Annotated in this window: 24 protein-coding genes; 13 read left to right on the top strand and 11 right to left on the bottom strand. The window is 40.3% G+C overall.

Features of this window, described 5'->3' with window-relative positions; translation table 11 throughout:
* Positions 1-24: 24 nt before the first annotated feature.
* On the bottom strand, positions 25-1422 hold the full coding sequence (locus tag I6F41_RS02670) for a PhoH family protein (RefSeq protein ID WP_086997728.1): 1398 nt from the start codon (positions 1420-1422) through the stop codon (positions 25-27).
* 444 nt (positions 1423-1866) lie between these two features.
* Between I6F41_RS02670 and rapA the strand changes: the two genes are divergently transcribed.
* Positions 1867-4761, top strand: a complete 2895-nt coding sequence (gene rapA / locus I6F41_RS02675; protein ID WP_011329272.1) for an RNA polymerase-associated protein RapA — start codon at positions 1867-1869, stop codon at positions 4759-4761.
* 100 nt (positions 4762-4861) lie between these two features.
* On the opposite strand, the gene I6F41_RS18140 is transcribed toward rapA, so the two are convergent.
* From I6F41_RS18140 to I6F41_RS02685, 3 genes are all read right to left on the bottom strand, one after another.
* Positions 4862-4951, bottom strand: coding sequence for an IS3 family transposase (locus I6F41_RS18140; RefSeq protein WP_404936205.1), 90 nt, complete (start codon positions 4949-4951; stop codon positions 4862-4864).
* An 88-nt stretch (positions 4952-5039) separates the two neighbouring features.
* Positions 5040-5327 carry a type II toxin-antitoxin system RelE/ParE family toxin gene (locus I6F41_RS02680; RefSeq protein WP_182683900.1) on the bottom strand — a complete coding sequence of 96 codons (288 nt, stop codon included), beginning with the start codon at positions 5325-5327 and terminating at the stop codon, positions 5040-5042.
* Positions 5327-5554, bottom strand: a complete 228-nt coding sequence (locus I6F41_RS02685; RefSeq protein WP_011329274.1) for a ribbon-helix-helix domain-containing protein — start codon at positions 5552-5554, stop codon at positions 5327-5329. Before I6F41_RS02685 ends, I6F41_RS02680 begins: the two co-directional genes overlap by 1 nt.
* Before the next feature lie 137 nt (positions 5555-5691).
* On the opposite strand from I6F41_RS02685, the gene rluA reads away from it, so the two are divergent.
* A complete protein-coding gene (gene rluA / locus I6F41_RS02690; RefSeq protein ID WP_182683899.1) occupies positions 5692-6345 on the top strand; it encodes a bifunctional tRNA pseudouridine(32) synthase/23S rRNA pseudouridine(746) synthase RluA in 654 nt (217 codons plus the stop codon).
* A gap of 92 nt (positions 6346-6437) precedes the next feature.
* The gene (locus tag I6F41_RS02695; RefSeq protein WP_182683898.1) at positions 6438-7448 is read left to right on the top strand and encodes a DUF3530 family protein; all 1011 of its coding nucleotides are present in this window, start codon (positions 6438-6440) and stop codon (positions 7446-7448) included.
* Here the strand turns inward: I6F41_RS02695 and djlA are convergent.
* From djlA to I6F41_RS02710, 3 genes are read right to left on the bottom strand one after another with little or no spacing between them, the layout of a single operon-like run.
* On the bottom strand, positions 7431-8291 hold the full coding sequence (djlA, locus tag I6F41_RS02700; RefSeq protein ID WP_182683897.1) for a co-chaperone DjlA: 861 nt from the start codon (positions 8289-8291) through the stop codon (positions 7431-7433). The genes I6F41_RS02695 and djlA overlap by 18 nt on opposite strands.
* Before the next feature lie 17 nt (positions 8292-8308).
* Positions 8309-8962 (bottom strand): N-acetylmuramate alpha-1-phosphate uridylyltransferase MurU, encoded by a 654-nt coding sequence (gene murU / locus I6F41_RS02705; RefSeq protein WP_058374205.1) that lies wholly within the window; start codon positions 8960-8962, stop codon positions 8309-8311.
* The gene (locus I6F41_RS02710) at positions 8959-9960 is read right to left on the bottom strand and encodes an aminoglycoside phosphotransferase family protein (RefSeq protein ID WP_182683896.1); all 1002 of its coding nucleotides are present in this window, start codon (positions 9958-9960) and stop codon (positions 8959-8961) included. The genes murU and I6F41_RS02710 overlap by 4 nt, the downstream gene beginning before the upstream one ends.
* A 93-nt stretch (positions 9961-10053) precedes the next feature.
* On the opposite strand from I6F41_RS02710, the gene lptD reads away from it, so the two are divergent.
* From lptD to I6F41_RS02745, 7 genes are all read left to right on the top strand, one after another.
* The gene (gene lptD / locus I6F41_RS02715) at positions 10054-12300 is read left to right on the top strand and encodes an LPS assembly protein LptD (protein WP_041454580.1); all 2247 of its coding nucleotides are present in this window, start codon (positions 10054-10056) and stop codon (positions 12298-12300) included.
* 98 nt (positions 12301-12398) lie between these two features.
* Positions 12399-13694, top strand: a complete 1296-nt coding sequence (gene surA / locus I6F41_RS02720) for a peptidylprolyl isomerase SurA (RefSeq protein WP_182683895.1) — start codon at positions 12399-12401, stop codon at positions 13692-13694.
* A gap of 2 nt (positions 13695-13696) precedes the next feature.
* On the top strand, positions 13697-14689 hold the full coding sequence (gene pdxA, locus I6F41_RS02725; RefSeq protein WP_011329282.1) for a 4-hydroxythreonine-4-phosphate dehydrogenase PdxA: 993 nt from the start codon (positions 13697-13699) through the stop codon (positions 14687-14689).
* Positions 14686-15492 (top strand): 16S rRNA (adenine(1518)-N(6)/adenine(1519)-N(6))-dimethyltransferase RsmA, encoded by an 807-nt coding sequence (gene rsmA, locus I6F41_RS02730; protein WP_011329283.1) that lies wholly within the window; start codon positions 14686-14688, stop codon positions 15490-15492. The genes pdxA and rsmA overlap by 4 nt, the downstream gene beginning before the upstream one ends.
* Entirely contained in the window at positions 15476-15865 is a 390-nt protein-coding gene (gene apaG / locus I6F41_RS02735) for a Co2+/Mg2+ efflux protein ApaG (RefSeq protein ID WP_011329284.1), read from the top strand. The genes rsmA and apaG overlap by 17 nt, the downstream gene beginning before the upstream one ends.
* 12 nt (positions 15866-15877) lie before the next feature.
* Entirely contained in the window at positions 15878-16696 is an 819-nt protein-coding gene (locus I6F41_RS02740; RefSeq protein ID WP_089368769.1) for a symmetrical bis(5'-nucleosyl)-tetraphosphatase, read from the top strand.
* 252 nt (positions 16697-16948) lie between these two features.
* On the top strand, positions 16949-18964 hold the full coding sequence (locus tag I6F41_RS02745) for a methyl-accepting chemotaxis protein (protein WP_089368770.1): 2016 nt from the start codon (positions 16949-16951) through the stop codon (positions 18962-18964).
* A 55-nt stretch (positions 18965-19019) separates the two neighbouring features.
* Here the strand turns inward: I6F41_RS02745 and rfaH are convergent, their stop codons facing one another.
* From rfaH to radC, 4 genes are all read right to left on the bottom strand, one after another.
* Positions 19020-19505: a transcription/translation regulatory transformer protein RfaH gene (rfaH, locus tag I6F41_RS02750; protein ID WP_197107650.1), complete on the bottom strand. Its 486-nt coding sequence runs from the start codon at positions 19503-19505 to the stop codon at positions 19020-19022.
* 316 nt (positions 19506-19821) lie between these two features.
* A complete protein-coding gene (gene rpmG / locus I6F41_RS02755) occupies positions 19822-19977 on the bottom strand; it encodes a 50S ribosomal protein L33 (protein ID WP_004335545.1) in 156 nt (51 codons plus the stop codon).
* A gap of 11 nt (positions 19978-19988) precedes the next feature.
* Positions 19989-20225, bottom strand: a complete 237-nt coding sequence (rpmB, locus tag I6F41_RS02760) for a 50S ribosomal protein L28 (RefSeq protein ID WP_041454777.1) — start codon at positions 20223-20225, stop codon at positions 19989-19991.
* A 273-nt stretch (positions 20226-20498) separates the two neighbouring features.
* The gene (radC, locus tag I6F41_RS02765) at positions 20499-21173 is read right to left on the bottom strand and encodes a RadC family protein (protein WP_011329290.1); all 675 of its coding nucleotides are present in this window, start codon (positions 21171-21173) and stop codon (positions 20499-20501) included.
* A 143-nt stretch (positions 21174-21316) separates the two neighbouring features.
* Here radC and coaBC point away from each other — a divergent pair, with 143 nt between their 5' ends.
* From coaBC to I6F41_RS02780, 3 genes are all read left to right on the top strand, one after another.
* Positions 21317-22510 (top strand): bifunctional phosphopantothenoylcysteine decarboxylase/phosphopantothenate--cysteine ligase CoaBC, encoded by a 1194-nt coding sequence (coaBC, locus tag I6F41_RS02770; protein ID WP_011329291.1) that lies wholly within the window; start codon positions 21317-21319, stop codon positions 22508-22510.
* A 158-nt stretch (positions 22511-22668) separates the two neighbouring features.
* Positions 22669-23256, top strand: coding sequence for a nucleoid occlusion factor SlmA (gene slmA, locus I6F41_RS02775; RefSeq protein ID WP_011329292.1), 588 nt, complete (start codon positions 22669-22671; stop codon positions 23254-23256).
* A 161-nt stretch (positions 23257-23417) separates the two neighbouring features.
* Entirely contained in the window at positions 23418-26198 is a 2781-nt protein-coding gene (locus I6F41_RS02780) for an alpha/beta hydrolase family protein (RefSeq protein ID WP_197107660.1), read from the top strand.
* Positions 26199-26252: the final 54 nt, after the last annotated feature.

Raw genomic sequence — 26252 nt, forward strand, 5'->3', positions numbered from 1 at the left:
GCGAGCCATAATGTTAAGCGCAAGTTATAAGTTTTCTTCAGCGAATGAAGCTAGGCGACTACGTACCACACCATTGAGGTTTATTGTTGCGCTACCTTCAAAGTTTTTAAAGCGCTCCACAATATAAGTTAAGCCCGAAGTAACCGGTGTTAAGTAGTTACTGTCTATTTGTGCCAAGTTACCGGTACAAATTAGCTTAGTACCTTCGCCGCAACGGGTAATAATGGTTTTTAATTGTGCCGCCGTTAAGTTTTGGCTTTCATCTAAAATAACTACTGCATTTTGAATACTGCGACCACGCATAAAATTTACCGACTTAAACTGAATATTGGCTTTTTCCATAATATAATTACGGCTTGAAATTGGATTTTCGTCGCCCTTATGTAATACCTCTAGGGTGTCGGTAATGGCCGCTAGCCATGGCGCCATTTTTTCTTCCTCAGTGCCGGGTAAAAAGCCAATTGACTCGGCTATTTCTGGCGTATTACGCGTTACTATTACTTTGTCGTAAATGCCTTTTTCGATCACCATTTCTAGTGCACTAGCAAGCGCCAATAAAGTTTTACCACACCCCGCAGGGCCGGTTAAAATAACCAGTTCTATGCTGGTATCTAATAAAGCATCGAGTGCCATACCTTGGTAAATATTTTTTGGTTTAATACCCCATGCACCTTGGTTCATTAATCGCTCATAACCTATATCTTTTAAGGTTATATGCTCCTCATCGTACGATTTAACTCGCGCTGCAAACTGATCCCCCTCATCAATTAAATACTCATTATAAAATACATCAGGGATTAAGTTTTTAGCCACATGATGCAAGGTCTCACGGCCATATTGCTCAGTATTACATTGGCCAACATGCTGCCAAAAGTCTCCGGCTATTTTTTTGTAGCCGCTGGTTAGTAAGCTAATGTCGTCTATAAGCTGATCGGTGCGGTAATCCTCAACATAATTAAGCCCTGCACCTTTGGCTTTTAAGCGCATGTTTATATCTTTAGTGACTAATATTACTTTGCTATTTGTGTGCTGCTTTTGTAAATGCACTGCACAGTTAATAATGCGATGATCGTTTTCATTGCCTGGCAGGCCAGAAATAGAGTCGGCAAATAAATGATCGTTTACAATAATTAAGGTGCCGTTTGATGCTGTTTTCGCTTTTTTATTGCTAGGAAGGGCTACGCCTTGGAGCATTTGCTCTGGTGTGGCATTTTTTAATATTTCATCTAAACCACGAATAGCCACGCGAGCATCACGGCTTACATCGTGTTTTCTATCTTTTATATGATCAAGCTCCTCTAACACTGTCATCGGAATAACTACATGGTGCTCTTGAAACGATAAATACGCGAGGGGTTCGTGAAGCAATACATTGGTATCTAGCACATACATTTTACTTTTAAGGTTCGAAGCATTTTCCATAGCACTTTCCTTACTTTTTATGATGAGTATGCTATACCAAACTAACTAAGTGCTTTTGAGTAGTGATGGCTCGTTAGTTACTTAGGTATAATTTTAGTTTAGTCTATTTGTCATAAAAGTCCGTTTTATTACAAACTCGATTTTGTTTTAATTAAACCTTAAAACTAAAGTAATTGACTGACTAAAATAGTGCATTTTAAAAGTTAATTAAGTAGGTTTTGCTAAGGAAATATTTTTAATGCTGCTAACGCTCAAAGTAATAGCTGCAGAGCTATTTATTATCTTACTGTGTACTTATTTACCCAAAAAAGATCCAGATGTTAGCCGTTTTGTTAGGAATAATTCACACTTACCGAATTAATTAAAAGTGAGGCTAATAGCGCCTTGCAGTGGTGTTGTCTAACAGGTAACATAGCCGCCTTTTTCTTCATAGACGAGACATATATGAATTTTTCCTTAGGTCAGCGTTGGATCAGTGATACAGAGTCAGATTTAGGATTAGGCACAGTTGTTGCCATTGAGGGCCGTCAGGTCAGCATATTATTTCCTGCTAGTGGCGAAAGCCGCGTTTATTCTTGGGCAGAAGCACCCGTAACCCGTGTGTCATTTAATCCTGGCGATGTGATCAAAAGCGTTGAAGAGTGGGAATTAGAAGTTGAGTCTATTGAAGTGCAAGGCGAGCTACTTTGTTATCACGGTACTCGTGTTGATAATGGTGAAGCAGCCAAACTAAAAGAAACCTTTCTAGATCATTTTATTAAGTTTAACAAACCTCAAGATCGTTTATTTGCCGGCCAAGTAGATCGTTTTGATCGTTACACGCTACGCTACCAAACATGGTTACATAAATTTGAACGTGAACAGTCGCCTATAAAAGGCTTAATTGGTCAGCGTGCTAATCTTATTCCGCATCAGCTTTATATAGCCCAAGAAGTAGGTAAACGTTTTGCACCACGCGTACTTTTATCAGATGAAGTAGGCCTTGGTAAAACAATTGAAGCGGGAATGATTTTACATCAGCAAATTATTAGTGGCCGTGCCAGCCGTGTGCTTATTGTAGTACCCGAAAATCTGCAGCACCAATGGTTAGTAGAAATGCTGCGCCGCTTTAATTTACGTTTCTCTATTTTTGATGAAGATCGTTGCGACGAAGCCTTTGCCGACTCGCCAAATGTATTTGATACCGAACAACTGGTACTTACCAGCCTAGAGTTTTTAACCAAGAAAAAACGTTGGTTCGAACAAGCAACTTTAGCTGACTGGGATTTACTAGTAATAGATGAAGCGCATCATTTAAGTATTAATAATGGCAAGCCAAGCTCAGAGTATCAACGTATGGCCGAGCTTAGCCAAGATATTCCGGGCCTTATTTTACTTACCGCCACGCCAGATCAACTTGGTCATAGCAGCCACTTTGCTCGCCTACAGCTACTCGATCCAGACAGGTTTTACGACTACGACGTGTTTAAAGAAGAAGAAGCAAATTACAAAGACGTTGCCGAAGCTGCTAATCAATTACTCCAAGAGCAAGGCCTAGACGAGAGCGCTAAAGCGACTTTAATTGAGCTATTAAAAGAAACCGACATTACCGATATTCTGGCAAAAGCACAGCAAGGTGATTTACCCGCGCGTAAAGAAATACTTAACATGTTACTGGATCGCCACGGCACCGGCCGCATCTTATTTAGAAATAGCCGCAGCGGCATTGACGGCTACCCTAGCCGTATATTACACGCCTACCCTATGCCATTGCCAAAGCAATATAAAACAGCAATGACAGTACTGGGCAATATGAGCGGCATTCAAAACCCCGAACTTAGTGCACAGCGCGCACTATTCCCAGAAAAAATATTTCAAGAGTTTGAAGGCGAAAGCGCCAGCTGGGGAGCATTTGATCCTCGCGTAGATTGGCTAATCGACACTCTTAAAACCCTTAAGCGTGAAAAAGTACTGCTAATATGTGCTAAAGCCGAAACAGCTATCAGCCTTGAGCAAATACTACGTGAACGCGAAGCAATTAAAGCCTCAGTGTTTCACGAAGGTATGTCGATTATTGAGCGTGACCGCGCCGCTGCATTTTTTGCAGACGAGTACGACAACGCGCAAATACTGCTGTGTTCTGAAATTGGCTCTGAAGGGCGTAACTTTCAGTTTTCACATCATTTAGTGTTATTTGATTTACCACTAAACCCAGATTTACTAGAGCAACGTATTGGCCGACTAGACCGCATTGGACAAACTCAAGATGTGAACATTCACGTGCCATATTTTGAAAACACCGCCCAAGAAGTATTACTACGTTGGTACAACGAAGGCCTAGACGCATTCGAATCTACCTCGTCAACGGGACAAATGCTGTATAAAGAATTCCGTGATGACCTACTTGATTACATTGCAGCGCATAACTGCGACGAAGACGAGTTAGATCCATTACTTGAGCAAGTAGCACAAAAAAATGCGGTACTGCGCAAGCAAATGGAAAGCGGACGCGACCGTTTACTTGAGCTGCATTCATCGGGCCAAGGCGCAGCCGACTCTTTGGTAGCTGATATTGAAAAACTAGACAATCAGTTTGAACTGCCTAGTTACATGATTAACGTATTTGACACCTTTGGCGTAAGCCAAGAAGATAAAGGCGAAAATACCATTATCTTAAAGCCAACCGAGCATATGTTAAACGCCTCGTTTCCGGCATTAAGAGAAGATGGCATGACAGTTACATTTGACCGCGATACCGCGCTTTCGCAAGAAGACGTGCACTTTATTAGTTGGGATCATCCTATGGTGCAAGGCACCCTAGATATGATTTGTGACGACGATTTTGGTAGCGCATCGGTTGCTTTACTTAAAAACAAAAAACTACCACCAGGCACCTTTTTTGTTGAGCTTATTTTTGTAGCCGAAGCTATGGCACCAAAAGTATTACAAGTAGGACGCTTTTTACCACCTACGCCAATTCGTATTTTACTCGATAAAGCAGGTAATAACTTAGGTGAAAACGTCGCGTTTGACGGCTTTAATCAGCAGCTTTCTGCCGTTGGTCGCCAAACAGCCAGTAAACTAGCCGGCGCATTGCAAAGTGCTATTCACCCAATGATCAGCACCGCAAAAGACATGGCACAAGAAAAGCTTGAAGTTATTCGTGCTGCGTCACTGGCTAAAATGCAAACATCACTAAGTGAAGAGCAGCAACGATTAGTTGCCCTTAAGCAAATTAACCCTAATATTCGCCAAGAAGAAATTACCTTTTACGATAAGCAACGCACAGATTTGACTACCTACATTGAAAAAACCCAGTTAAAACTAGATGCGATACGCTTGATTGTGGTTTCGCACTAACGCTTTGACGATAAGCTGACAGCCGTTAGTAAAAAATTGCTAATGTGCGAATGAAGAAAGCGCGGTATTTTGAAGTGACCCCATAAAGTTGGATTCATTTCTAAGCAGCTAATAAAGCCTGATTTCGGTAGTGTATCGAACTCAGGCTTTTTATTTTCAACTTAATGCATGCGTTGTTGTAATAAAAAATTTATTACTGAGCTCACCTTAAAACTTGATAAAACCCAATAAAACGATTAGTTAAGTGCTATTCAACTCTTTCTAAAATCACTTGTAAATCACAACCACTCTTCTATATCTTGCCCACCCAAAACAGCCATTATTTCAACATCAGTTTCATAAACTCTGTAATGAATACTATCTGAGCCACAAACGGCACGTCGATAACCTTTACGAATATGAGCAACTGATTGGTAGGGATAAGGATTTGCAGCTAGCTTTTCAAACAGAGTAAAAAAAGCATAAAAATAAGTATCTGCTTGCTGCTGTGAATACTCCTTACAGCCATACTGATAAATACGACGTAAGTCTTCTTTAGCATCATTTGAGAGTTTAAACTTTCGCATTACTTAACATTTAGTTTAAATTCAGTCAGGATTTCATCAGCAGATTGATTAGTAAAGCCACTTTTTTCAGATTTAAGCAGTTTACTATTGATAGCTTCAGCCCTTCTTGCACGTCGAATTAAGTCATTCACTAATTCGCTTTTATTCGCGTAATCACCTACATTTTCAATGTGATTACGCAGCCATAAATCATTTTTCTCAGTGAGCGAAATGCTTTGCCTTGCCATAATATATACCTCAAAAAATCATACTGGTGTAATTTTACACCAGTATGAAAAACACGCAATTAAACTTTGTTCTTTTTCCTTGAGCCTTAGTGCCCACTCCACTAAAATGGCGCCCTTGTAAATCACTGAGGTCGGCCGTGTTAATTAACTACAATCCCCCAACAGATCCGTATTTAACTATTCTGTATCAGGATGAGGACTTACTCATCGTTAATAAGCCTAGCGAGTTGTTAACCGTGCCAGGTAAAGACCCTAAACATGCCGATTGCTTAATAAGCCGTGTTAACCGAGTTTTTCCTACTGCTAAAATAGTGCACCGTTTAGATATGGCAACGTCGGGCATACTTTGCTTGGCAATGAATAAAGCCGCACACCGCCATGTAAGTATGCAGTTTCAGGAGCGCGAAACCGCCAAGCGCTATATTGCCCGGATATATGGGCAACTTGAGGCGCAAACCGGCTCGGTTGATTTACCGCTTATTTGCGATTGGCCTAATCGCCCCAAGCAAATGGTTGATCACGAAAACGGTAAGCCGTCGCTTACCCACTTTAAAATACTTGAACGTGAACCACATGCAACCCGTGTAGAACTAACCCCTATTACAGGGCGCTCGCACCAGTTGCGTGTACATATGCTAAGCCTAGGCCATCCTATTTTAGGTGATAGGCTTTACGCGCACAAAGAGGCACTCGCTGCGGCGCCGCGCTTGCAATTACATGCACAAATGCTCAGCTTAAAACATCCAACTACTGAGAAAATACTTACATTTGAAGCTGCCCCTGATTTTTAGCGCTAACAATTAATATTAAAGTTTAGCCTGTTACGCTAAACTTTTTTGCTGCTGCGCCGATATCTAAGTAATATTTTTTATTTGAGTTGGTTATGGTATTGGCGCAGTATTTAAAGGTAATTAAACTAAACGTACTGCTAAGCTGTGCGCTACTTTTAACTGTGCAAGTAACTGCAGCAGAGCATATTGCCCCACCCTCGTATGCAAGTATTGAAAATAATGATATTCAACACTTACTTCCCAATGATGAAATAAAGCCTATATTAGCTGGCGATACTGAATTTTTAACCTTATACAGCGAGTATATGAGTGCTGACTTTAGAGGCACTGTAATGCTTATACCTGATTGGCAATCAAGCGCGACCAATAATGCCGGAATGAGCTTTTTACGCAAAGAACTAAATAATTTAGGCTACACTACCTACGTAATGACAGTACCTGATATTAACTGGCAGGCGAGTGAAGTAGCCACTGCTGCAACTAACGAAAACACTGCAACTGAAAGCACCTCAGCTGAAAATATTCTTGCCCAAAGCTCTGACAATGCAAATACAGCTAATCAAAGCACTGATAATGAAAGTGCTGCTGTTGAAAGTGCTACTATTGAGGATACTGGTGTAAACAAAAGTGCTGAGCCACACCATGTTAATGCCATTGAAAAAGTGAGTGACGCGGTACTCGATAACTATAAAGTAAATTTAATCGCCCGCTATGAAGCACTGTATAATACAGCAATGGCAGAGCCGAATAATATTGTAGTAATTGCCCAGGGGATCAGTGCTGGCGTGCTACTTGAACATTATGCGCAATTTCCCGACTCAAGACTTAATGCATTTATAAGTTTAAGCAGTTATTTACCTAACAGTAAACGTAATCAAGACTTAAGCCAAACTTCGTCTTTAATTGCCCCACCATTACTGGATATTTACTACGCTAACGATAACAACGAGATTTTAATGAACCTTAAAAATCGTCAGCGCTGGGTTAACCGCAACGCAAAATTTGATTATCGCCAACGCCAGTTATTTGGTTTGCGCAATCAGCCCGATCAACATGCACGCCTAAGTAAAGAAATAGACGGCTTTTTACGCCGACTTTTTTAAATACTCGTAAGCAGCTTGAATATCTTGGCTTTTTTTGACCGCTAATTCCATCATATGTTTTGGTAAACCTTGCGATACCAATTTATCAGGGTGATGCTGCGCCATCAGTTTTCGATACGCGAGCTTTATTTCTCGCGCTGTTGCCGAGTCATTAAGCCCTAATAATGCCAACGCTTGTGCGCGGTTTATATTATTATTAGGTGGTACATGATGGCCTGAACCTTCACGGTAACTGCCACTTTGCCCTTGTTGCTGTTGTTTATAACGCTGTTGCTGCTGCCTAAAGCTAAACTCTGCTTGGTAACGCTTTAATACAAAAGCAAAGTGCGCTCTAGATACGCCTAACTGTTTACTCACTTCTTGTAAAAGTAGTTTTTCTTGCTCAGCGAGTACACCATCTGAAAATGCCATTTGAATTTGAATTTCTAAAAATAGCTGTAATAAATCATAACGCTTAGCAAAACGTTCTTTAAAGTCTTGTACTGTTTCTTTTAATGAAAAATCATTTTCTTTACCCGACTGAAATGCATGTTGTGCTTCGCGGCGCTCTTCGCCTTGTAGGCCCATTTCGTCCATAAATAACGTTGCCGCTTTAATATGTACTTCGCTAATGCGCCCATTTGATTTAGCAATATGCCCCATAACTGCAAAACAGCTAGAAAAAAACAGCGCTTGACGCTCGTTGACGTCGTCACCTTTAAATAAGTTTGAAAAGCCACCGGCTTTATCAAAATCTTTTTTTAAGCTTTTATCAAACATATGGCCAAGATATAGGCCAAAAATAGCACCAAATATTTTGCCAAACATAAAACCGAAAATAAACCCGAGTATTTTTCCCCACATCTAAATTATTACCTCTATTAAATTTGTCGTTGATTAAGTGCTGATAATCGCTCAGGAGTACCTACATCATCCCATTGGCCTATGTAGAGTTCGGTAGAGACTAAATGTTCAGTTAATTTTTTAGCTAAAATTGGCCCAAGCGGACGAACACCTTGCTCAAAATCGTTAAAAAAATCGGCTTGATATCGGCCAATTCCAGAAAATGTATATTTTTGACTATCACTCGACAAATGACTGAGTGCAAAATCACCGTTAGGATTATGCGGTGGGTTTTCTATCAGAACTATGTGCGCCTCACCCGCTTGTAAATGCAGTTGAGTTAACGCGCTTACGTCGTAATCGGTATATATGTCGCCATTTATAACAATAAAGGTATCGCCTAATAGGGGCAGCGCAGCAATAATGCCACCGGCCGTTTCAAGGCCACCTGCCACTTCTTGGCTATAGCGTATATTTACGCCCCACTTGCTGCCATTGGCAAAATAATCTTTAATTTTATCACCTTGCCACGCAAGGTTTATTACTATTTCGGTAATACCCGCCGCTTTAAGATTAACAATATGATGCTCAATTAATGGCTTACCCGCTACTGCCAACATAGGTTTAGGCATATTTTGCGTTAGTGGCATCATACGTTGTCCGCGCCCGGCCGCTAAAATCATCGCCTTCATGTGCGCTCCTTAGCCAAGCGCTCAACCACTTTAGGAACAATGGTATTTTGTATAAATAAGCCAAGGGCCTGTAGCTCTGAGTAATTAGCAGCTACCTCTACAATGTATGCAAGTGTAGGAAGTATATTAGCCAAATAACCTTTTTTACCATCACGTAAATACAAACGACAAAAAATACCTGCCGCTTTTAAATGGCGCTGTAAACCGGTTAAATCAAACCAATATTTAAATTCATTAAAGGTAACATTAGCAATTAAACCTTGGCGATTAAATTCATCGTATCCGTATTTAACTAAATGAGTTAATTCGCTCTCTGGCAGTTTAAAATAGCAATCGCGTAACAAAGATACCAAGTCGTAACACAACGGCCCGCGTACAGCATCTTGATAATCTATGATCGCCCATTGCTGGTTGCAGCGCATAATATTACGACTATGGTAATCGCGGTGCATGGTAACGCTAGGCTGAGCAAGCATGGTATTACTAAGCAGATCACAGCTTGTTTGCCACAGCATTTGTTGCTCTGCTGTTAGTTCACAATCAATGAAGTCATGCATTAACCACTGGCTGAATATGCCAAGCTCAACAGCTATAAACTTTTTATCATAAGCTTGCATAGCAGCGGCTGCAGGTGTTTTTGCCCACTGTACGCTCAGCTTAATTAATTGCTGGTAATACTCGGTGCGGTGCTCATCATCAAGCATGTCTGCTAGGTGCGTGCTGCCTAAGTCACTTAAAATAAAAAAGCCTTGCTGCTCGTCACTGGCAATAATAGCGGGCAATAAAAATCCTTGCTGCGTAAATACGCTATTAAGCGAGATATACGGCGCATTATTTACTTTAAGCGGATCGGAATCCATCACTATAAAGCTGTTATTAGCACAATTTAAGCGATAATAACGACGAAAACTCGCATCGGCAGTAATTGCCGCTAACGTGCATTGTTGCTCACTAAAGTGAGTATTTATAAAGAGTTGTAAGCGTTCAAAACGTGTCATTTTATAAGCTATCTATTTTTCACTAATTACTTTGCCATTGTTTTCCTTTATTATGTCTACTTGAAATTAATCACAGCGTATAAAGGTCGATAAATGAGCAAAACCTGGGGCATATTGATGCTAAGCGTACTGAGCGCACCATCGCTTGCCGAAACTGAACTGACACACAAGTTTTGTGGCACTTCAATGCAAACCAGAGCTTGGCAACCGCTTCCTGGCTTAAAGCTAGGTATGGTTGATATTCGCGCTAACGACGTAGAGCTTTTAGGCACACAAAGCGCTGAATTTACTGGTAATGTTGATATTAACACCGTTAATATGAGTTTGTCCGCACAAACTGCACTAATCGATAAACAACGCGGTTTACTCAATGCTACTGGGCCAATTACTTATCGCGACAAAATAAGCGAAGTTAACAGCACTGGCCTCAACGCCGATTTAAATAATTCAGCAATCAGCTTACTTGGTGCACAATATAGCCTAACACAACAGCTAGGCAAAGGTGGCGCTGAAAAACTCACCGTTGATGAGTCTGGCTTAATGCTAATGAATGCAAGCTTTACTGCTTGCCCTGGCGAAGTACCTGTGTGGGCCATTGAAGCCGACGAAATTAACCTTTCTCGCGAAGAAGGCTGGGGCGAAACCTATAATGCGGTTTTACGCATCCTAGATACGCCGGTTTTATATTTACCTTATTTTACCTTTCCGCTTGATGAGCGCCGTAAATCTGGGTTACTTACGCCTAGTTTTTCAAGCTCAGATCGCTATGGTTTAGAAACTATTACGCCTTACTACTGGAATATCGCTCCCAATTTAGATGCCACCATTACCCCGCGTTATATGTCGCGTAAAGGTTTACAACTGCAAACTGAATTTAGATATTTAACCCAAGAGCATGAAGGCTTAGTGGGTATTGAATATTTAAATAAAGATGATTCAGACCCCGATCTTGGCGATCGTTATATGTTTCATTGGCAACAAAAAAGCTATTTAGGTGAAAACTGGCGCGCTAATGTTGATATAACAAACGTGAGTGACGACAACTACTTAACTGATTTAGACTCTAATTATGCCAGTAAAACCGATACTCAATTGTACAGAACAGGCTCGCTTACTCATATGGGCGACACTTGGCGTACCGATATTACAGTACAAAACTTTGAAGTACTGGGCGATCACTTAGAGTCTTATACCGCTTTGCCACAAATTAGTTTTACCCAAACCGCACCTTGGCAATACGACAACTTTGATTTTAGTGTATCGGGAGAAGTGAGCCACTTTACTAATAGCTCAGCTATTATTGATCAAGCTACTCGAATACATATTGAGCCAAAAGCTCGCTTTGATTATAAAGAACATGCATGGTCGTTTTTATCAGAAGTAAGCATATTACAAACAAACTACAAACAGCATGGTGATTTAGAAGGTACTCAATACAGCGAAAGCGTATCGCGTACACTGCCAAAAGTACGTTTGTATACACAACTTAATTTTGAGCGCGAAACCTCCTACTTTATTGATGACGGTATTCAAACTTTAGAGCCACAGCTACAATATTTATATACCCCTAATGAAGATCAATCTGATATTGGCTTATTTGATACTGCCAAACTACAAGATGATTTTTTTGGTTTATTTAGAGACACACGCTTTTCAGGTGTTGATAGAATAGCTGCTGCTAACCAATTTACCTTAGGTGCAACGACTCGGTTATTTGACAAAAAACACCAAGAAGTATTTAATTTTAGCGCCGGACAAATATTTTATTTAAGCGATTCAGCCAAACCTACAGAGCAAGGATTAAACTCAGACACCAACTACAATGCCTTGTTTGCAGCACAAACCATGGTACATTGGCATCGTCGCTGGTATTTATCTGCGGGTATTCAGTATGATACTGACGGTAAACAAATTATTCAGTCTAACGTAACGCTCGACTATAAAGGCGACGATAATGAGCTAGTTCAATTGAACCATCGGTATTCAGATGATGTCTCAGGTAATGCAATTGAACAAACAGGCTTATTTACAAGCATTCCAGTGAGCGACGAATGGCAGTTTATTGCAAGCTATCACCGCGACCTTGAAAATAACCGCAGTATCGAAGTGTTAAGCGGACTACAGTATGAATCGTGCTGTTGGGCATTTCAAATTACTGGCCATCGCCAAATTGTTACCGACTTAAATCAGTCTATAGGGCAACAACAGGCGACTTTTGATTCAAGCATTCGTTTGAATTTTGTTTTAAAAGGGTTAGGTAGTAAAAGCCGTTATGATGCTAAAAAATTATTACAACAAGGTATTTTTGGTTATCGTAGACCGTATTTTCTTAATGACTAGGACACTATTTTTAAAGTTAAAGTAGTATTAATTAACGCTAAAAATTGAGTATTCCCTAGGATCACAACAGTACTATTAGCAAGAGTAGTAAAAAGAATATGAATTTAAAAAAATTATTAACATCAGCAGTTTTAAGTATTAGCTTATGCCAAAGCGCATTTGCAGCTCCGGTTGAAATCGACAAAGTTATTGGCATAGTCAACCAAGGAGTTATTTTAAAAAGTGAAGTGGACACCATAGTTAACCGTGTTAAAAAGCAAGCTGAAGAACAGAGTCAGGAGCTTCCTAAAGACGAAACATTACGTGTCCAGGCCGTAGAGCGATTAGTTAACCAAACACTCATGATGCAAATGGCTGAGCGTATGGGGTTAGAGATTTCAGACAGCCAACTAGATCAAACACTTGCAAGTATGGCTAAAGAGCAAGGCGGTAGCGTTGCAGATTTACGTCGTACTATTGAGGGCTCGGGAGAAAGCTTTCAAGCATACCGTGAAGAAATTCGTAAAGAGATCACTACGCAACAAGTTATGCGCGCCAATGTTGATCGCCGTGTTTATGTAAGCGAGCAAGAAGTAGATAACTTACTAAAAATTATGGAAAGCCAAGGTCAAAACGCAGAAGAGTATGACATTGGCCATATTTTAATTGATATTCCTAGTGATGCTAGCGCCGATGAAATTGCGTCAGCTAAAACGCGCGCAGACAAAGTAATTGAATTACTTAATGACGAGCAAGAATTTAAACGCATTGCTATTTCATCATCAAGCGGCTCTCAAGCACTTGAAGGTGGACAACTAGGTTGGATGGGCATTAACGAAATGCCGTCGTTATTTGCTGAAGCCGTAAAAGGTAAAAAGCAAGGCGCTATTATTGGTCCGCTGCGCTCTGGTGCTGGTTTTCATATTATAAAAGTCCAAGATGTTCGTGGTCGTCAAGTTGTAGAAACAACTGAAACTCGCTCACGTCATATTTTAATCAAGCCATCTATTATTTTAAGTGAAGAAAAAGCACGTAGTATGCTTGCCGGTTTTGTAAAAGACTTACGCGCTGATAAAGCCGACTTTGCAAAACTTGCTAAAGAATACTCAGAAGATCCAGGCTCAGCCCTTAAAGGTGGTGAGTACGATTGGGCTGATCCAACTAGCTATGTTCCAGCCTTTAGAGATACTTTATTATCACTTAAGCAAAATGAAATTAGCGAACCATTTAGAAGCCAATTCGGTTGGCATATTGTGCAGTTACTCGATACCCGTGTAGCTGATAAAACCGAGCAAGCTAAACGCAACCGCGCCCATGGCATGCTATTTAATCGTAAATTTAAAGAAGAAAGCTTTAACTGGCAGCAAGAAATGCGCGAACAAGCCCATGTTGAAATTTTCCCAATAGACGAATAACTATGACATTACGTATCGCAATTACCCCTGGTGAGCCTGCGGGCATTGGTCCAGATTTACTGTTAAAACTTGCCCAACAAACTTGGGACGCACAGCTTGTTGCCATTGCCGACGCAAATATGCTTAAGCAACGTGCTAAACATTTAGGCTTAAGTATAAAGCTAATAGAGTTTGACCAGCATGCTGCAGCAACGCCTGCACCAGCAGGAAGCCTTTACCTACATCAAGTAGATGTAGCTGAGCCTGTAGAGCTAGGTGTGCTTAACGATGCTAATGGCCAATACGTATTAGACACTTTGCGTATTGCCAGTGAAAAAAACATGGATGGCACTTTTGCAGCAGTTGTTACCGGCCCTGTACATAAAGGTATTATTAATAAAGCCGGTATTTCGTTTAGTGGCCACACCGAGTATTTTGCACAACAGTCGAATACCGCAGATGTAGTAATGATGCTTGCTACGCAAGGCCTAAGAGTAGCGCTGGTAACGACGCATATTCCGCTTGCCTATGTATCGCGTGCTATTACAGAGGATCGGCTAATCAAAGTAGCGAGTATTTTAAACCACGACTTACAAACTAAGTTTGGTATAGAAAAGCCGCGTATTTTAGTCTGTGGTTTAAATCCTCATGCTGGTGAAGATGGCCATTTAGGCCGTGAAGAAATAGATACCATTATTCCAACACTTGAAATACTTAACAACCAAGGTATGAACCTGATTGGTCCACTCCCTGCCGACACTTTATTTCAAGATAAATACCTAAATGAAGCCGATGCCGTATTAGCTATGTATCACGATCAGGGGCTACCTGTGCTAAAATACAAGGGATTTGGTAACTCGGTAAATATTACCTTAGGTTTACCATTTATCCGCACCTCAGTAGATCATGGTACTGCTCTGGATTTGGCAGGCAAAGGTACTGCTGATGTTGGCAGTTTTGAATTAGCGATCCGCGAAGCAATTAAGCTCGCCCAAGAAAAAGCACAAAATCAATGACCGATAAAGTACATTTAGGACACCGCGCCCGTAAACGTTTTGGACAAAACTTTTTATTTGATGACATGATCATCGGTAAAATAGTGAGCGCAATCGATCCTAAACCAGAAGATAACCTAGTAGAGATTGGTCCAGGCCTTGGCGCAATTACTGAACCGGTAGCCGAATTAAGCGGCCATTTAACGGTTGTAGAATTAGATAAAGATTTGGCACAGCGTTTAATTGAACACCCATTTTTGGGACCTAAATTAACCGTAAACCAAGGCGATGCAATGACCTTTGATTTTGCAAGCTTGGTGAGAGATGACAAAAAACTAAAAGTGTTTGGTAACTTACCGTATAACATTTCGACTCCGTTATTATTTCATCTTTTTGAATTTGCAGACAATATTGAGCACATGCACTTTATGCTGCAAAAAGAAGTAGTAAAACGCATGGTTGCAGGCCCGGGGAGCAAAACCTTTGGTCGTTTAAGCGTAATGACTCAGTACTACTGTAATGCAATGCCGGTTATAGAAGTACCGCCTGAGTGCTTTAAACCTGCGCCTAAAGTTGATTCGGCGGTTATTCGCTTAATCCCTAAAAAGCCTGAACAACGCACTGCAAAAAGCGTGAAAATTTTAAATAACGTTTGCCTAGAAGCCTTTAACCAGCGTCGTAAAACACTACGCAATAGTTTAAGCAACTTACTAACTGCAGATGAGCTAACCAGCATTGGCATAGATGTTACTTTGCGTGCTGAGCGCTTATCGTTACAACAATTTATTGACATAGCAAATTGGATTTATGACAACAAGCAGTAATATTGGATCGCCTGTAAAGGTATCTGTTGAAACATTTTATGTAGAAGAGCAGTCGCAACCTGAACTCGAAAAGTTTGTATTTGCTTATTCTGTAACCATTAAAAACCACAGTTTGTGTAGCGCTAAATTACTGAGCCGTTATTGGTTAATTACCGATGCAAATGGCAAAGAAATTGAAGTACAAGGCGAAGGTGTGGTCGGCGAAAACCCGGTTATAGCACCCGGCGAAAGTTATAAATATACCAGTGGGGCAATACTAGATACCCCTGTAGGTACTATGCAAGGGCATTATACGTTACGTAACGAGTTTGGCACTGAGTTTAAAGCGCCTATTAACGTGTTTCGTTTAGCCTGCCCTAACATACTGCACTAGTACACTATAAGCATGGCTGACTACGCAATAGGTGATTTGCAAGGCTGCTTTAACGAGTTTAACGCGTTACTCCAACGCGTTAACTTTAATCCAAGTAAAGATCATCTCTACTTGGTGGGCGATATAGTCGCTCGAGGCCCTGACTCACTAGCCTGTTTAGAGTACTTATACAAACACCAAAATAGCATTACAGTTACGCTAGGCAATCATGACTTACACCTGATTGCCTGCTATCTACTTAATAAACCACCCAACCCTAATGATAAATTAGCAGCTGTATTCAATAGCACTAAACTCCCCCACTATATTGCATTTTTACAAACTCAGCCTTTGGCACTTTACCTTAAGCAGTACAATAGCTTTATATCCCATGCTGGGCTCAACCCTGACTGGTCGATAGCACAAGCCTTACAACATGCTCAGTTTGCTCAGCATTGTTACAGCTCGCCTAAAGCGCATGACTTTTTTGCAAACATGTACCAACCTCACCCCATTAATAACCCTAATGAACTTAATAACTATGAAAAGTTTAGATACATAGTTAACTACTTTACCCGTATGCGATTTTTAACTGCCGATAACCAACTCGACTTAAGTGCAAAAGGAGAAGTAACAAGTGGCAATAACTTAACCCCTTGGTTTATGCATCCAGCAATAACAACGGCTAAACAAACGCTTATTTTTGGCCACTGGGCAGCATTAAATGGTAAAACACCTCATAATCATTTATTAGCCTTAGACACCGGATGTGTTTGGGGAGGCGCCATGACCTTAATAGAATTAAAAAGCAAACAAAAAACTGTAGAAAAATCACAACTTTCGTCTAAATAAACTGAAATAAAGTAATACATCTGTTAAGTTTAATGTCGCATGTTGAAACTTTGTAACTACAACCTGTTCACATTAAGTTGGCATTATATTTAATAGCAAAAATAGCACTCCTATAATTAGAGCTACGCATGGCCATTGCTTAATTAAAAATAATCAACACAGATTAAACAATTAAAATTAACTTTAATTACTTAACTTATTGCAATACAAGCCGATAAGTTTTAACTGATATACTTTAGAATGGAAATCCGTATGAATTTAACAGTGAGTCAGCGTATTTGGGGTGGATTTATTTTCATCACTCTACTGCTTTTAATAATTGGCGGTAACTCTTTAATAAAAATAGCAAATATTGATCGCTCCACCCAAAAAGTAAATCAGTTGTCGCTGCCCGCTTTAAATAAAAGCGCTGAATTACAAGCCGAGTTTATTTTAATGAGCAAAGCTGCTCAAGCTAGTTTTTATACCTCTTCTGCAGAGCAACTAGAACCAATAAAAAACCAAGTGCTCGAACAAAAGCAGTTATTCAATACGCTGCATAGTGAATTACAAGAAGTGGTTAAAAACGATCCACTATTGAGTAAAAGTAGCCAACAAGTTGAAACAACCTATTTAAGTTTTTTAAGCACGGTAGAAGGCTTACTTGCCGACAAAGCTAAACAGCTAGCACTGAATAAAATGTTAAAAGCGCAACTAGAAAGCATAGAGCTTGCCGCCGAAGATGCAAACTCAATTGTACTCGATATTATTGATATAAACGGCTTAGAGCAAAGTAACCCACGCGCTTACCAGGCTGCTAATAATCTTGAAAACAATTTTATGTCTGTAGTAAGCAACAGTACCGACATGCTAACGGTTAAAACGCTTAATACCTTAGATATTGTAAAAAATGAACAAGTATACTACTTCGAAGAAGTGACCCGCACCATAGCGCTAATTAAACCAGCCATAGAGCAAAGCCATAGTGGTTTATACAATAGTCTAAAAGAATACGTAGACACGCTAGAGAGCAACATTGTAGGTAACAATAGCCTTGCTGCGAATAAAAAACGCTTAATCGATGCAATTAGCCTTACTGAACGTGAACTTGCAGAGTCTGAGCAAGCAACTAAAACAGCGCTAAATCAAATTGACGTACTTGTAAAACAAGCCAGCGATGTTGCTTTTTCATTGCAAAAAGGGGTGCGCAGCGACGTAGATTCTGCAAACTTGTGGACTTGGATAGGCATGATAATAGCCACCATAATTGCAATTATCGTGGCAGTCGTTACAGTTAATCGTATTACTAAACCACTGGCTGAAGTTAACCGCATTTTAGATATTGTAGCAAGTGGCGATATGACACAGCGCTTAGATGACAGTGCCAAAGATGAGTTTGGTGAGCTATCTAAAAGCTGTAACACCTTAATTGATAGCCTTCGCAGTTTAATTAAAGGCATTATTTCACGCTCAACTCAGCTTGCAGCTGCATCAGAGCAAACCTCAACAATTACTGGCGAATCAAGTAAAGCAATTCGTAATCAGCAAGCACAAGTTGAACAGGCAGCTACAGCAACAACAGAAATGAGTAGTACATCACAAACGGTAAGTAATAGCGCTCAACAGGCGTTACATGAGATTAAAAATGCCGATAAAGAAGCCGAGCGCGTTAAAGACATTTCAAATCAAAATAAAGCCACTATTGAGCAACTAGCTTACGAAGTTGATGAAGCGTCGAATGTTATTAATAAGCTCCACAAAGACAGCGCATCGATTGGCAGTATATTAGATGTGATTCGCGGTATTGCTGATCAAACAAACTTATTGGCATTAAATGCCGCGATTGAAGCAGCGCGTGCAGGTGAGTATGGCCGAGGCTTTGCTGTAGTAGCAGATGAAGTACGCTCTCTGGCAAGTAAAACACAAGAATCAACCCAAGAGATTCAATCTATGATTGAGTCACTACAAAGCGGTGCAGAAGCCGCTGTATCGGCTATGGAAAAAGGTAAACAACAAGCCGTGTCGTGTGTTAAGCAAAGCGATTTAGCAAGCAGCGCTCTCGACTCGATTACTTTAGCCGTATCGCAAGCGCATAACGTGAGTGAAGAAATATCAACGGCAGCGCAAGAGCAACAACAAGTATCACAAGAAATAAGTGAGCGCTTAGAGTCCATTGTTGCTATAGCCGAGCAAACCGCTGAGGGCGCAATACAAACGACCATATCAAGTTCAGAAGTAGCAAAACTAGCAGAAGAACTTAGGTTATCAGTAGAGAACTTTAAGGTTTAATTACTGCTATAAACATTTATAAAAAGGGGAAGTAATTTATTACTTCCCCTTTTTATTAAATTTTGCTTATTGCTTGATTACTCACGCTAATTTCTATTTGTTTGTTAAGCAAATTAATGAACAAAATACTGCGCATATCGCCATCAGGCTCTTTATAAATAGCGTCAATATTTTTAAATGACTCATTGTTTACACTCACCAAGTCACCGCTTTTAGGAACTTGCGATTCATGTGAGTGCGAACGCTCTGCTTTAAGCTGATTAATTAACTCAACGGGCACACGCTGATATGCAGCACCATAAGTTACAAAGCCACTTACTCCGCGGGTATTTTTTACCGCAAAAAAGTTACCATTCTCAGCTTCTAAACACACAAATACATAACCAGGAAATAAAGCAGACTGCTTAACAGTGCGGCGTCCTTTAACTAACTTTTCAGTAGTTAACTTTGGAAAAAATGACGCTATTCCTTGGTTTTTTAAATTAACCTGCGCACGCTCTTCTTGGCGAGGTTTACATACAACTAAATACCAACTTTCCATGGCAATTCCTACAGCCTGAGTTGAAGATAAGACAACCATAAACTAAATGAGCGCAGCATTATACTCCTATGCAAACCTTTATGTAAAATAGCCCCACAGTAAATAAGTACTCACTTAGAAAAAGTGATTTAATACGCTGATAATCAAACGAGTAGGTTTTAATTGAGGGGTAAGCGCTGATATATTACTGCTATTAGAAGCAAGCTCTAAGCTAAAGCTAAGGGCAATATTAAACAATTAAGCTATTATTTTACGTAAATCAAAAACAAAAAACCCAGCATAAGCTGGGTTTTTACATTCTAATAGAAAACTAAAATTACTTAATTTTAGCTTCTTTAAAAAGAACATGTTTACGAATCTTTGGATCAAACTTTTTGATTTCCATCTTCTCAGGCATGTTACGTTTGTTCTTGTCGGTAGTGTAGAAAAAACCAGTACCGGCAGTTGAAACTAAACGGATTTTATCGCGCATGATTCAGATCCTTAAACTTTTACGCCGCGAGCACGGATTTCTGTAAGAACCGTGTCGATGCCTTTTTTATCGATAATACGCATACCTTTAGTAGTAGTGCGTAATGTTACAAAACGTTTTTCACTTTCAACCCAAAAACGGTGTGTTTGTAGGTTAGGTAGGAAACGACGTTTAGTCGCGTTTCTCGCGTGTGAACGGTGATTACCAACCGCAGGACGCTTACCTGTAACTTGACATACTTTAGCCATGTCTATATATCTCCAATAACTTAGCTCGAGCTTAATTTTCCCTAAGGCCATGTAGTTGTGCCCTAGAGATAAATCGAAGGGCGCTCTTTATACAGCTTTTACAGGCGAAGATCAAATAACTGATCTCATCCAATCAGCTCATGTGCAAATTTGATAGCGGCTAATTATAAAGATCGAAAGCCCATAGGGAAAGTAAAAACTGCATTTAAATTAAACTAATTTGCCAAAACACACTAAACTGCTCGTTTTTAGTACTCTTCTGTAAAAGTAAAGCTAAATAAGACCTCGTTCAGCAAAAGAAACACAGGTTTCTCCTCCAACAATAATATGATCCAGCACATTTATATCTACCAATTGCAGTGCTTGTTGCAATTTATTAGTAATAAGTTTGTCGGCCTGACTCGGTTCGGCAATCCCGCTTGGGTGATTATGCGCAAAAATAACCGCTGCTGCATTATTTTTAAGTGCCGCTTTTACCACTTCTCGTGGATATACACTGGCAGAATTAATGGTGCCATAAAAAAGTATTTCATCTTTAATTAAGCGATTTTGACTATCAAGATACAGCACCATAAATACCTCCTGCTGCAAACCACGCATTTGCAAGGTTAAATAATCATATACAGCGTTTGGCGAGTTAAATATAGCATCGCGCTGGCAACGCTCCTGCATATAACGCTGGCTGAGCTCAAGCACCGCTTGCAACTGCACATACTTAGCTGTACCTAACCCTTTTTGCGCACAAAACTCTTCCATACTGGCATTAAATAAATTGTGTAGCGTTTTGTTTTCATTAAGTAAATGTTGGGCAAGCTCAATCACATTCATACCCGGCAAACCGGTGCGTAAAAATATGGCAAGCAATTCAGCATCACTGAGTGCTTTTGCGCCTTTTTCGATTAGCTTTTCGCGGGGACGCTGCGAATTAGGAAGTGAGGTTAGTTGCATTATTCATCCTTGATAAATCGGCTTATATATTAACTGTAATGCAAATTTGAAAATTAGCCTGTTATTTTCATCTTAAAAGCTTAGCTGTACGGGTCAAGATTTGTTATTTTAGCCCTAATATTAAATAAGGCTGATGGACAACCATGATTAATTTAACTAATAAAAAAATAGTGCTGGGAATTAGCGGCGGTATAGCGGCCTATAAATGCGCAGAACTGGTTAGACGCTTAAAAGAGCATGGTTGTAGTGTTAAAGTAGTTATGACTGAATCAGCAAAACATTTTATAACCCCCTTAACTATGCAAGCTGTGAGCGGTGAAATGGTTGCAGACTCCTTACTCGACCCTTCTGCAGAAGCTGCTATGGGCCATATTGAGTTTGCCAAGTGGGCCGATTTAATTTTAGTTGCCCCAGCCACCAGCAACATTATTGCTAAAATGGCGGCGGGCATTGCTGATGACTTACTCACTACCTTATTACTTGCAACTCCGGCTAAAGTCGCTATCGCACCGGCTATGAATCAGCAAATGTATGCTCACCCTGCTACACAAGCTAATTTAGCCACACTTAAAGCACGTAACGTGCTTATTTGGGGCCCAGGAAAGGGTGAGCAAGCTTGTGGCGATGTAGGCGCTGGGCGCATGCTAGAGCCTCATGAGCTAGTTGCTTTATGTATTGCAAAAGAGCAACCTCAGTTACTTGCAGGTAAAACCATTACCATAACTGCAGGCCCGACCCGAGAAGCCATTGACCCGGTACGTTTTATATCTAATCACAGCTCAGGAAAAATGGGCTACGCACTTGCTGAGGCCGCTTTATTACTTGGCGCTAAAGTTAATTTAATTTCAGGCCCGGTGACTATAAAAGCCCCTACTGGCGTAAATTTGATCAACATAGAAAGCGCCGAGCAGCTATTAAACGAATCACTCAACTACGCACCGCGCTCAGATGCGTTTATTGGCTGCGCAGCTGTTGCCGACTACCGCGCAGCAACCGTTGCAGCACAAAAAATGAAAAAGCAAGGCGACGAGCTTACCCTTACTTTAGTTAAAAACCCGGATGTAATTGCACACGTAGCTAATTTACAGCAAAACCGCCCTTACACTGTTGGTTTTGCCGCAGAAACACAAAATGTAGCAAACTACGCAAAAGGCAAACTAAAAAATAAAAACCTGGATATGATTTGCGCTAACGATGTATCACAAAGTGATCTTGGGTTTAACGCTGACAATAATGCGCTAACCCTGTACTGGCATAATGAACAGCTTGAATTACCAACAAATAGCAAAACAGCAATTGCGCTAACAGTGATCCAACAGCTCGCTCAGAGAATATAAAAGAGCTGGAAACAAACTGAATAAAACATTAACATGCTAAACACGCGTTTACTTTTAAGAGTTTAAATTTGTTTAATTCTAAATATAAACGCGCCTTAAACATTTGAATCAAAATGACTAGCTCCTGCTAAAAGATAACTAATAAAAAAGGAATGTTCATGCCTGCGACAAAAAGAAGTAATCGCAAAGAGCAAATACTGCAAGCACTTGCACAAATGTTAGAAACCAGTCCCGGCCAGCGTATTACCACAGCAAAGCTAGCCGCTGAGGTTGGTGTATCGGAAGCAGCGTTGTATCGTCATTTTCCTAGTAAAGCACGTATGTTTGAGGGCTTAATAGAATTTATTGAAGACACGCTTTTATCTCGTATAAATCTTATTTTAGAAAACGAAAAAGAAAGCCAAGCCCGCGTTTATAATATTTTACATTTACTGCTAACGTTTGCTGAAAAGAACCCTGGTATTACCCGTATTTTAACCGGCGACGCATTGCAAGGTGAGCAAGAGCGGTTACGTGAACGAGTGCAAAGTTTCTTTGAAAAACTTGAGACCCAATTTAAACAAGTACTACGTGAGAGAAAGCTGCGTGAAGGTAAAAACTTTCAAAGTGACGAGCTAACCCTAGCCAACTTTTTACTTGCCTATGTTGAAGGTAAAATGAATCAGTTTGTACGCAGTAATTTTAGTACTAAGCCAAGCGCACAATTTGAAAAACAATGGCCGGAGCTACAAAAAATCTGGTTATAAACTCCAAATTCAACACACGTAACCTTGTGAGCCACGCTTGCAAGGTTTTTAAATTTTCACCTTCAGCCTTTCAACTCTGCTTTGCTACCACTTGTCGTATATACTCGAATTATAGACAAAACTCGTTACAATAAAATAACGCTAAAAAACGAGAACCTATGATGAAAACAAAGCTCACCCTTTTAAGCTCTGCGCTTATTGTCAGCGTAGCTAGCACCACAGTTTACGCTAAAGAGTCGCTACAATTTAACGATGTGTTTGATTTTAAATCAGCCAAAGCAACGCAGCTATCTGAAGATGGCCGTATTTTATCGCTCAGTGCAACCCCGTATCGTGGTGATGCCACTGGCCAAGTTTACTCGCTAAGCGGTAATAGCTTAATTGCAGAAGTACCGCGTGGTACTAAACCAGTTATTAATCAAGCTGCTAACTGGGTCGCATTTACCCAAGTACCCACGCTACTAGAACAAGAAACCACGAAGAAAAAAGATGCTCTAAAAAACAACCTGGTACTAGTAAATACCCAAACAGGCGAGCAACAAAGTTTTAGTAATGTGAAAGACTATAAGTTATCAAACGATGGAACTTGGCTTGCCTATCGCTTAAATCAAAAAGCAGCTAAAGGCGATGATGAAAAAGCCGAGGATGAAAGTGCCAGCACTCATGCTAATAAAAACGATAGCGCCATCACACCAGACAAAGATGATAAAACCTATCCACTGGTTATTGTAAATTTAAGCAATAAACGCAGCCACACAATTACAGATGTATTTAACTACAGTATTAGCGCAACTAACCAGCAACTATTAATTAGCCAGAGTTACAGCGATGGTAACAACAATCAAATAGCACTGCTTAATTTAAATGACTTTGTAAGCAGCATACTCATAGATGAGCCTGGTGTTGTGGCCAGTAAAATAGCCTGGCACCCAACTGAGGCAAGCGTAGCATTTACGTTAGGTAACTATGTTAACGACGACATGCGCCGTCGTAACTACAGCTTACAACTTTGGCAAAATGAGCAGCTAACAACGATTAACTCCCCCAACAAAGATTGGGGAATAGGTAAAACCGCCGCGTTAATATGGTCTGAAAATGGCGAGCGTTTATATTTTGAAAATCGCCCTAAACTAGCCGCTAAAGTAAAAGCTAAAGAGTATAGCGACGAAGCCTCACTATACGACTTTGACACTATACGAGAGCATAAAGGCTTAAAAGTATGGCATAACAACGACGCGCAAATAAAACCGCGTGAACAGCAGCAGTGGAACGAAAAAAACAAAAACCGCCATTACAGCGCGGTGTACCACATAAATTCGCAAAAAGTTACCCAGCTAAGTACTGTGAGCATGCCAGAGGTTGCGCTTAATCCGCAGCGCGATACATCACTGCTTGGTTATACTGATACCCCATACCTTGAGAAAATAATGTATGGCGGCTTTTTTGCTGACTACTTTGCTGTAAATATTAATACAGGTAAACACACTCCCATTGTTAGTAACTACCCGTTTAAACCAAGTTTGGCACCTAATGGCGAGTTTGCCGCCTACTTTAGCGATAACCATATACAGCTAAAAGATTTAAAAAATAATAAAGTCACTACGCTTACACGCGCTATTGGAGCTACTTTTGCTGATGACAAGCACGACTACCCTTCAGCCCAACCAGGTTATGGTTTTGCCGGTTGGAATCAAGATAGCAGCCAACTACTTGCTTACAGTAAGTACGATATTTGGGCGTTTGATGTAAATAGCCAGCAGGCAAAACGTTTAACTAATGGTAAACAAACCAATACTCAATATCGCGTTATTAAACTTGATAAAAGCCAAGTTGGCTTTAAAAAAGACGAAACATTGCTTATATCGGCTATTAACTTACAAACTAAGCAAAGTGAAATAGCCAAGCTTGATTTAACCACCAACACAGTAACTAAAGTGCTCAGTGGTAATAAACGTTTTGATTTAGTTAAAAAAGCAAAAAATGCCGATAAATACCTATTTACTGAGCAAGCGTATCATCAGTTTCCAGACTTTTATCAAACTGACTTTAGTTTCAGTGCTCCGCAACAAGTGACTACACTTAACCCACAAATAAGTAACTTTACCTGGGGCGAAAAGCCAGAACTCATAAGCTACAAAGGCTTTGATGGCGAAGACTTACAAGGCGTACTAATTAAACCTGCGGGTTACAAAAAAGGCGATAAAGTACCAGTAATGGTGTATTTTTACCGTTATATGAGCCAGCGCATGTACGACTTTCCTAAAATGGAATTAAACCACCGCCCTAACTTCCCTATGTTTACCTCAAACGGTTACGCGGTATTTTTACCCGACATTCGTTTTGAAATAGGCCACCCAGGTAAATCATCAACGCAAACCATGATCAACGCCACGCAAAAGCTCATTGATTTAGGCATTGCTGATAAAAATAAAATTGGTTTACAAGGTCATTCGTGGGCAGGCTATCAAAGTGCCTTTATGATCACTCAAACCGATATGTTTAAAGCGGTTGTATCGGGTGCTCCCGTGTCTAACATGACCAGCGCCTATAGTGGCATTCGTTTAAAATCGGGCTTAGCGCGTCAGTTTCAGTACGAAACAGGACAAAGCCGCATTGGTAAAAACCTTTTTGAAGCGCCAGAATTATACATAGAAAACTCACCGGTATTTTTTGCCGATAAAGTAAACACTCCTATTTTAATTATGTTTGGCGATAAAGACGACGCTGTACCTTGGCACGAAGGGGTACAATATTACTTAGCCCTGCGCCGTGCGGGTAAAGATGCCACTTTTTTACAGTATGAAGGCGAACCTCATCACTTGAAAAAGTTTCCTAATCAAGTCGATTTTTCGATTCGTATGATGCAGTACTTTGATCATTACTTAAAAGGCAAACCCGCCGCAAAGTGGATGAAAGAAGGCGAAGCATTTATACAAGAGTAAAAATAAATGATAAAAACCCCGATAGATTTAAGTCTATCGGGGTTTTATAATTTA

The sequence above is a fragment of the Pseudoalteromonas sp. SCQQ13 genome, from assembly GCF_015864415.1.
In the GTDB taxonomy this organism is placed as follows: domain Bacteria; phylum Pseudomonadota; class Gammaproteobacteria; order Enterobacterales; family Alteromonadaceae; genus Pseudoalteromonas; species Pseudoalteromonas nigrifaciens.

Bases quoted from the DNA above. Each gene is read 5' to 3' on its own strand.
- rfaH (WP_197107650.1), bottom strand. From the start codon at position 19,505: ATGGAAAGTTGGTATTTAGTTGTATGTAAACCTCGCCAAGAAGAGCGT.
- I6F41_RS02745 (WP_089368770.1), top strand. From the start codon at position 16,949: ATGAATTTAACAGTGAGTCAGCGTATTTGGGGTGGATTTATTTTCATC.
- murU (WP_058374205.1), bottom strand. From the start codon at position 8,962: ATGAAGGCGATGATTTTAGCGGCCGGGCGCGGACAACGTATGATGCCA.
- rpmG (WP_004335545.1), bottom strand. From the start codon at position 19,977: ATGCGCGATAAAATCCGTTTAGTTTCAACTGCCGGTACTGGTTTTTTC.
- lptD (WP_041454580.1), top strand. From the start codon at position 10,054: ATGAGCAAAACCTGGGGCATATTGATGCTAAGCGTACTGAGCGCACCA.
- I6F41_RS02685 (WP_011329274.1), bottom strand. From the start codon at position 5,554: ATGGCAAGGCAAAGCATTTCGCTCACTGAGAAAAATGATTTATGGCTG.
- apaG (WP_011329284.1), top strand. From the start codon at position 15,476: ATGACAACAAGCAGTAATATTGGATCGCCTGTAAAGGTATCTGTTGAA.
- I6F41_RS02670 (WP_086997728.1), bottom strand. From the start codon at position 1,422: ATGGAAAATGCTTCGAACCTTAAAAGTAAAATGTATGTGCTAGATACC.
- I6F41_RS02780 (WP_197107660.1), top strand. From the start codon at position 23,418: ATGAAAACAAAGCTCACCCTTTTAAGCTCTGCGCTTATTGTCAGCGTA.
- rapA (WP_011329272.1), top strand. From the start codon at position 1,867: ATGAATTTTTCCTTAGGTCAGCGTTGGATCAGTGATACAGAGTCAGAT.
- I6F41_RS02710 (WP_182683896.1), bottom strand. From the start codon at position 9,960: ATGACACGTTTTGAACGCTTACAACTCTTTATAAATACTCACTTTAGT.
- djlA (WP_182683897.1), bottom strand. From the start codon at position 8,291: ATGTGGGGAAAAATACTCGGGTTTATTTTCGGTTTTATGTTTGGCAAA.
- rpmB (WP_041454777.1), bottom strand. From the start codon at position 20,225: ATGGCTAAAGTATGTCAAGTTACAGGTAAGCGTCCTGCGGTTGGTAAT.
- I6F41_RS02680 (WP_182683900.1), bottom strand. From the start codon at position 5,327: ATGCGAAAGTTTAAACTCTCAAATGATGCTAAAGAAGACTTACGTCGT.
- coaBC (WP_011329291.1), top strand. From the start codon at position 21,317: ATGATTAATTTAACTAATAAAAAAATAGTGCTGGGAATTAGCGGCGGT.
- radC (WP_011329290.1), bottom strand. From the start codon at position 21,173: ATGCAACTAACCTCACTTCCTAATTCGCAGCGTCCCCGCGAAAAGCTA.
- I6F41_RS02695 (WP_182683898.1), top strand. From the start codon at position 6,438: ATGGTATTGGCGCAGTATTTAAAGGTAATTAAACTAAACGTACTGCTA.
- surA (WP_182683895.1), top strand. From the start codon at position 12,399: ATGAATTTAAAAAAATTATTAACATCAGCAGTTTTAAGTATTAGCTTA.
- rsmA (WP_011329283.1), top strand. From the start codon at position 14,686: ATGACCGATAAAGTACATTTAGGACACCGCGCCCGTAAACGTTTTGGA.
- pdxA (WP_011329282.1), top strand. From the start codon at position 13,697: ATGACATTACGTATCGCAATTACCCCTGGTGAGCCTGCGGGCATTGGT.
- I6F41_RS02740 (WP_089368769.1), top strand. From the start codon at position 15,878: ATGGCTGACTACGCAATAGGTGATTTGCAAGGCTGCTTTAACGAGTTT.
- slmA (WP_011329292.1), top strand. From the start codon at position 22,669: ATGCCTGCGACAAAAAGAAGTAATCGCAAAGAGCAAATACTGCAAGCA.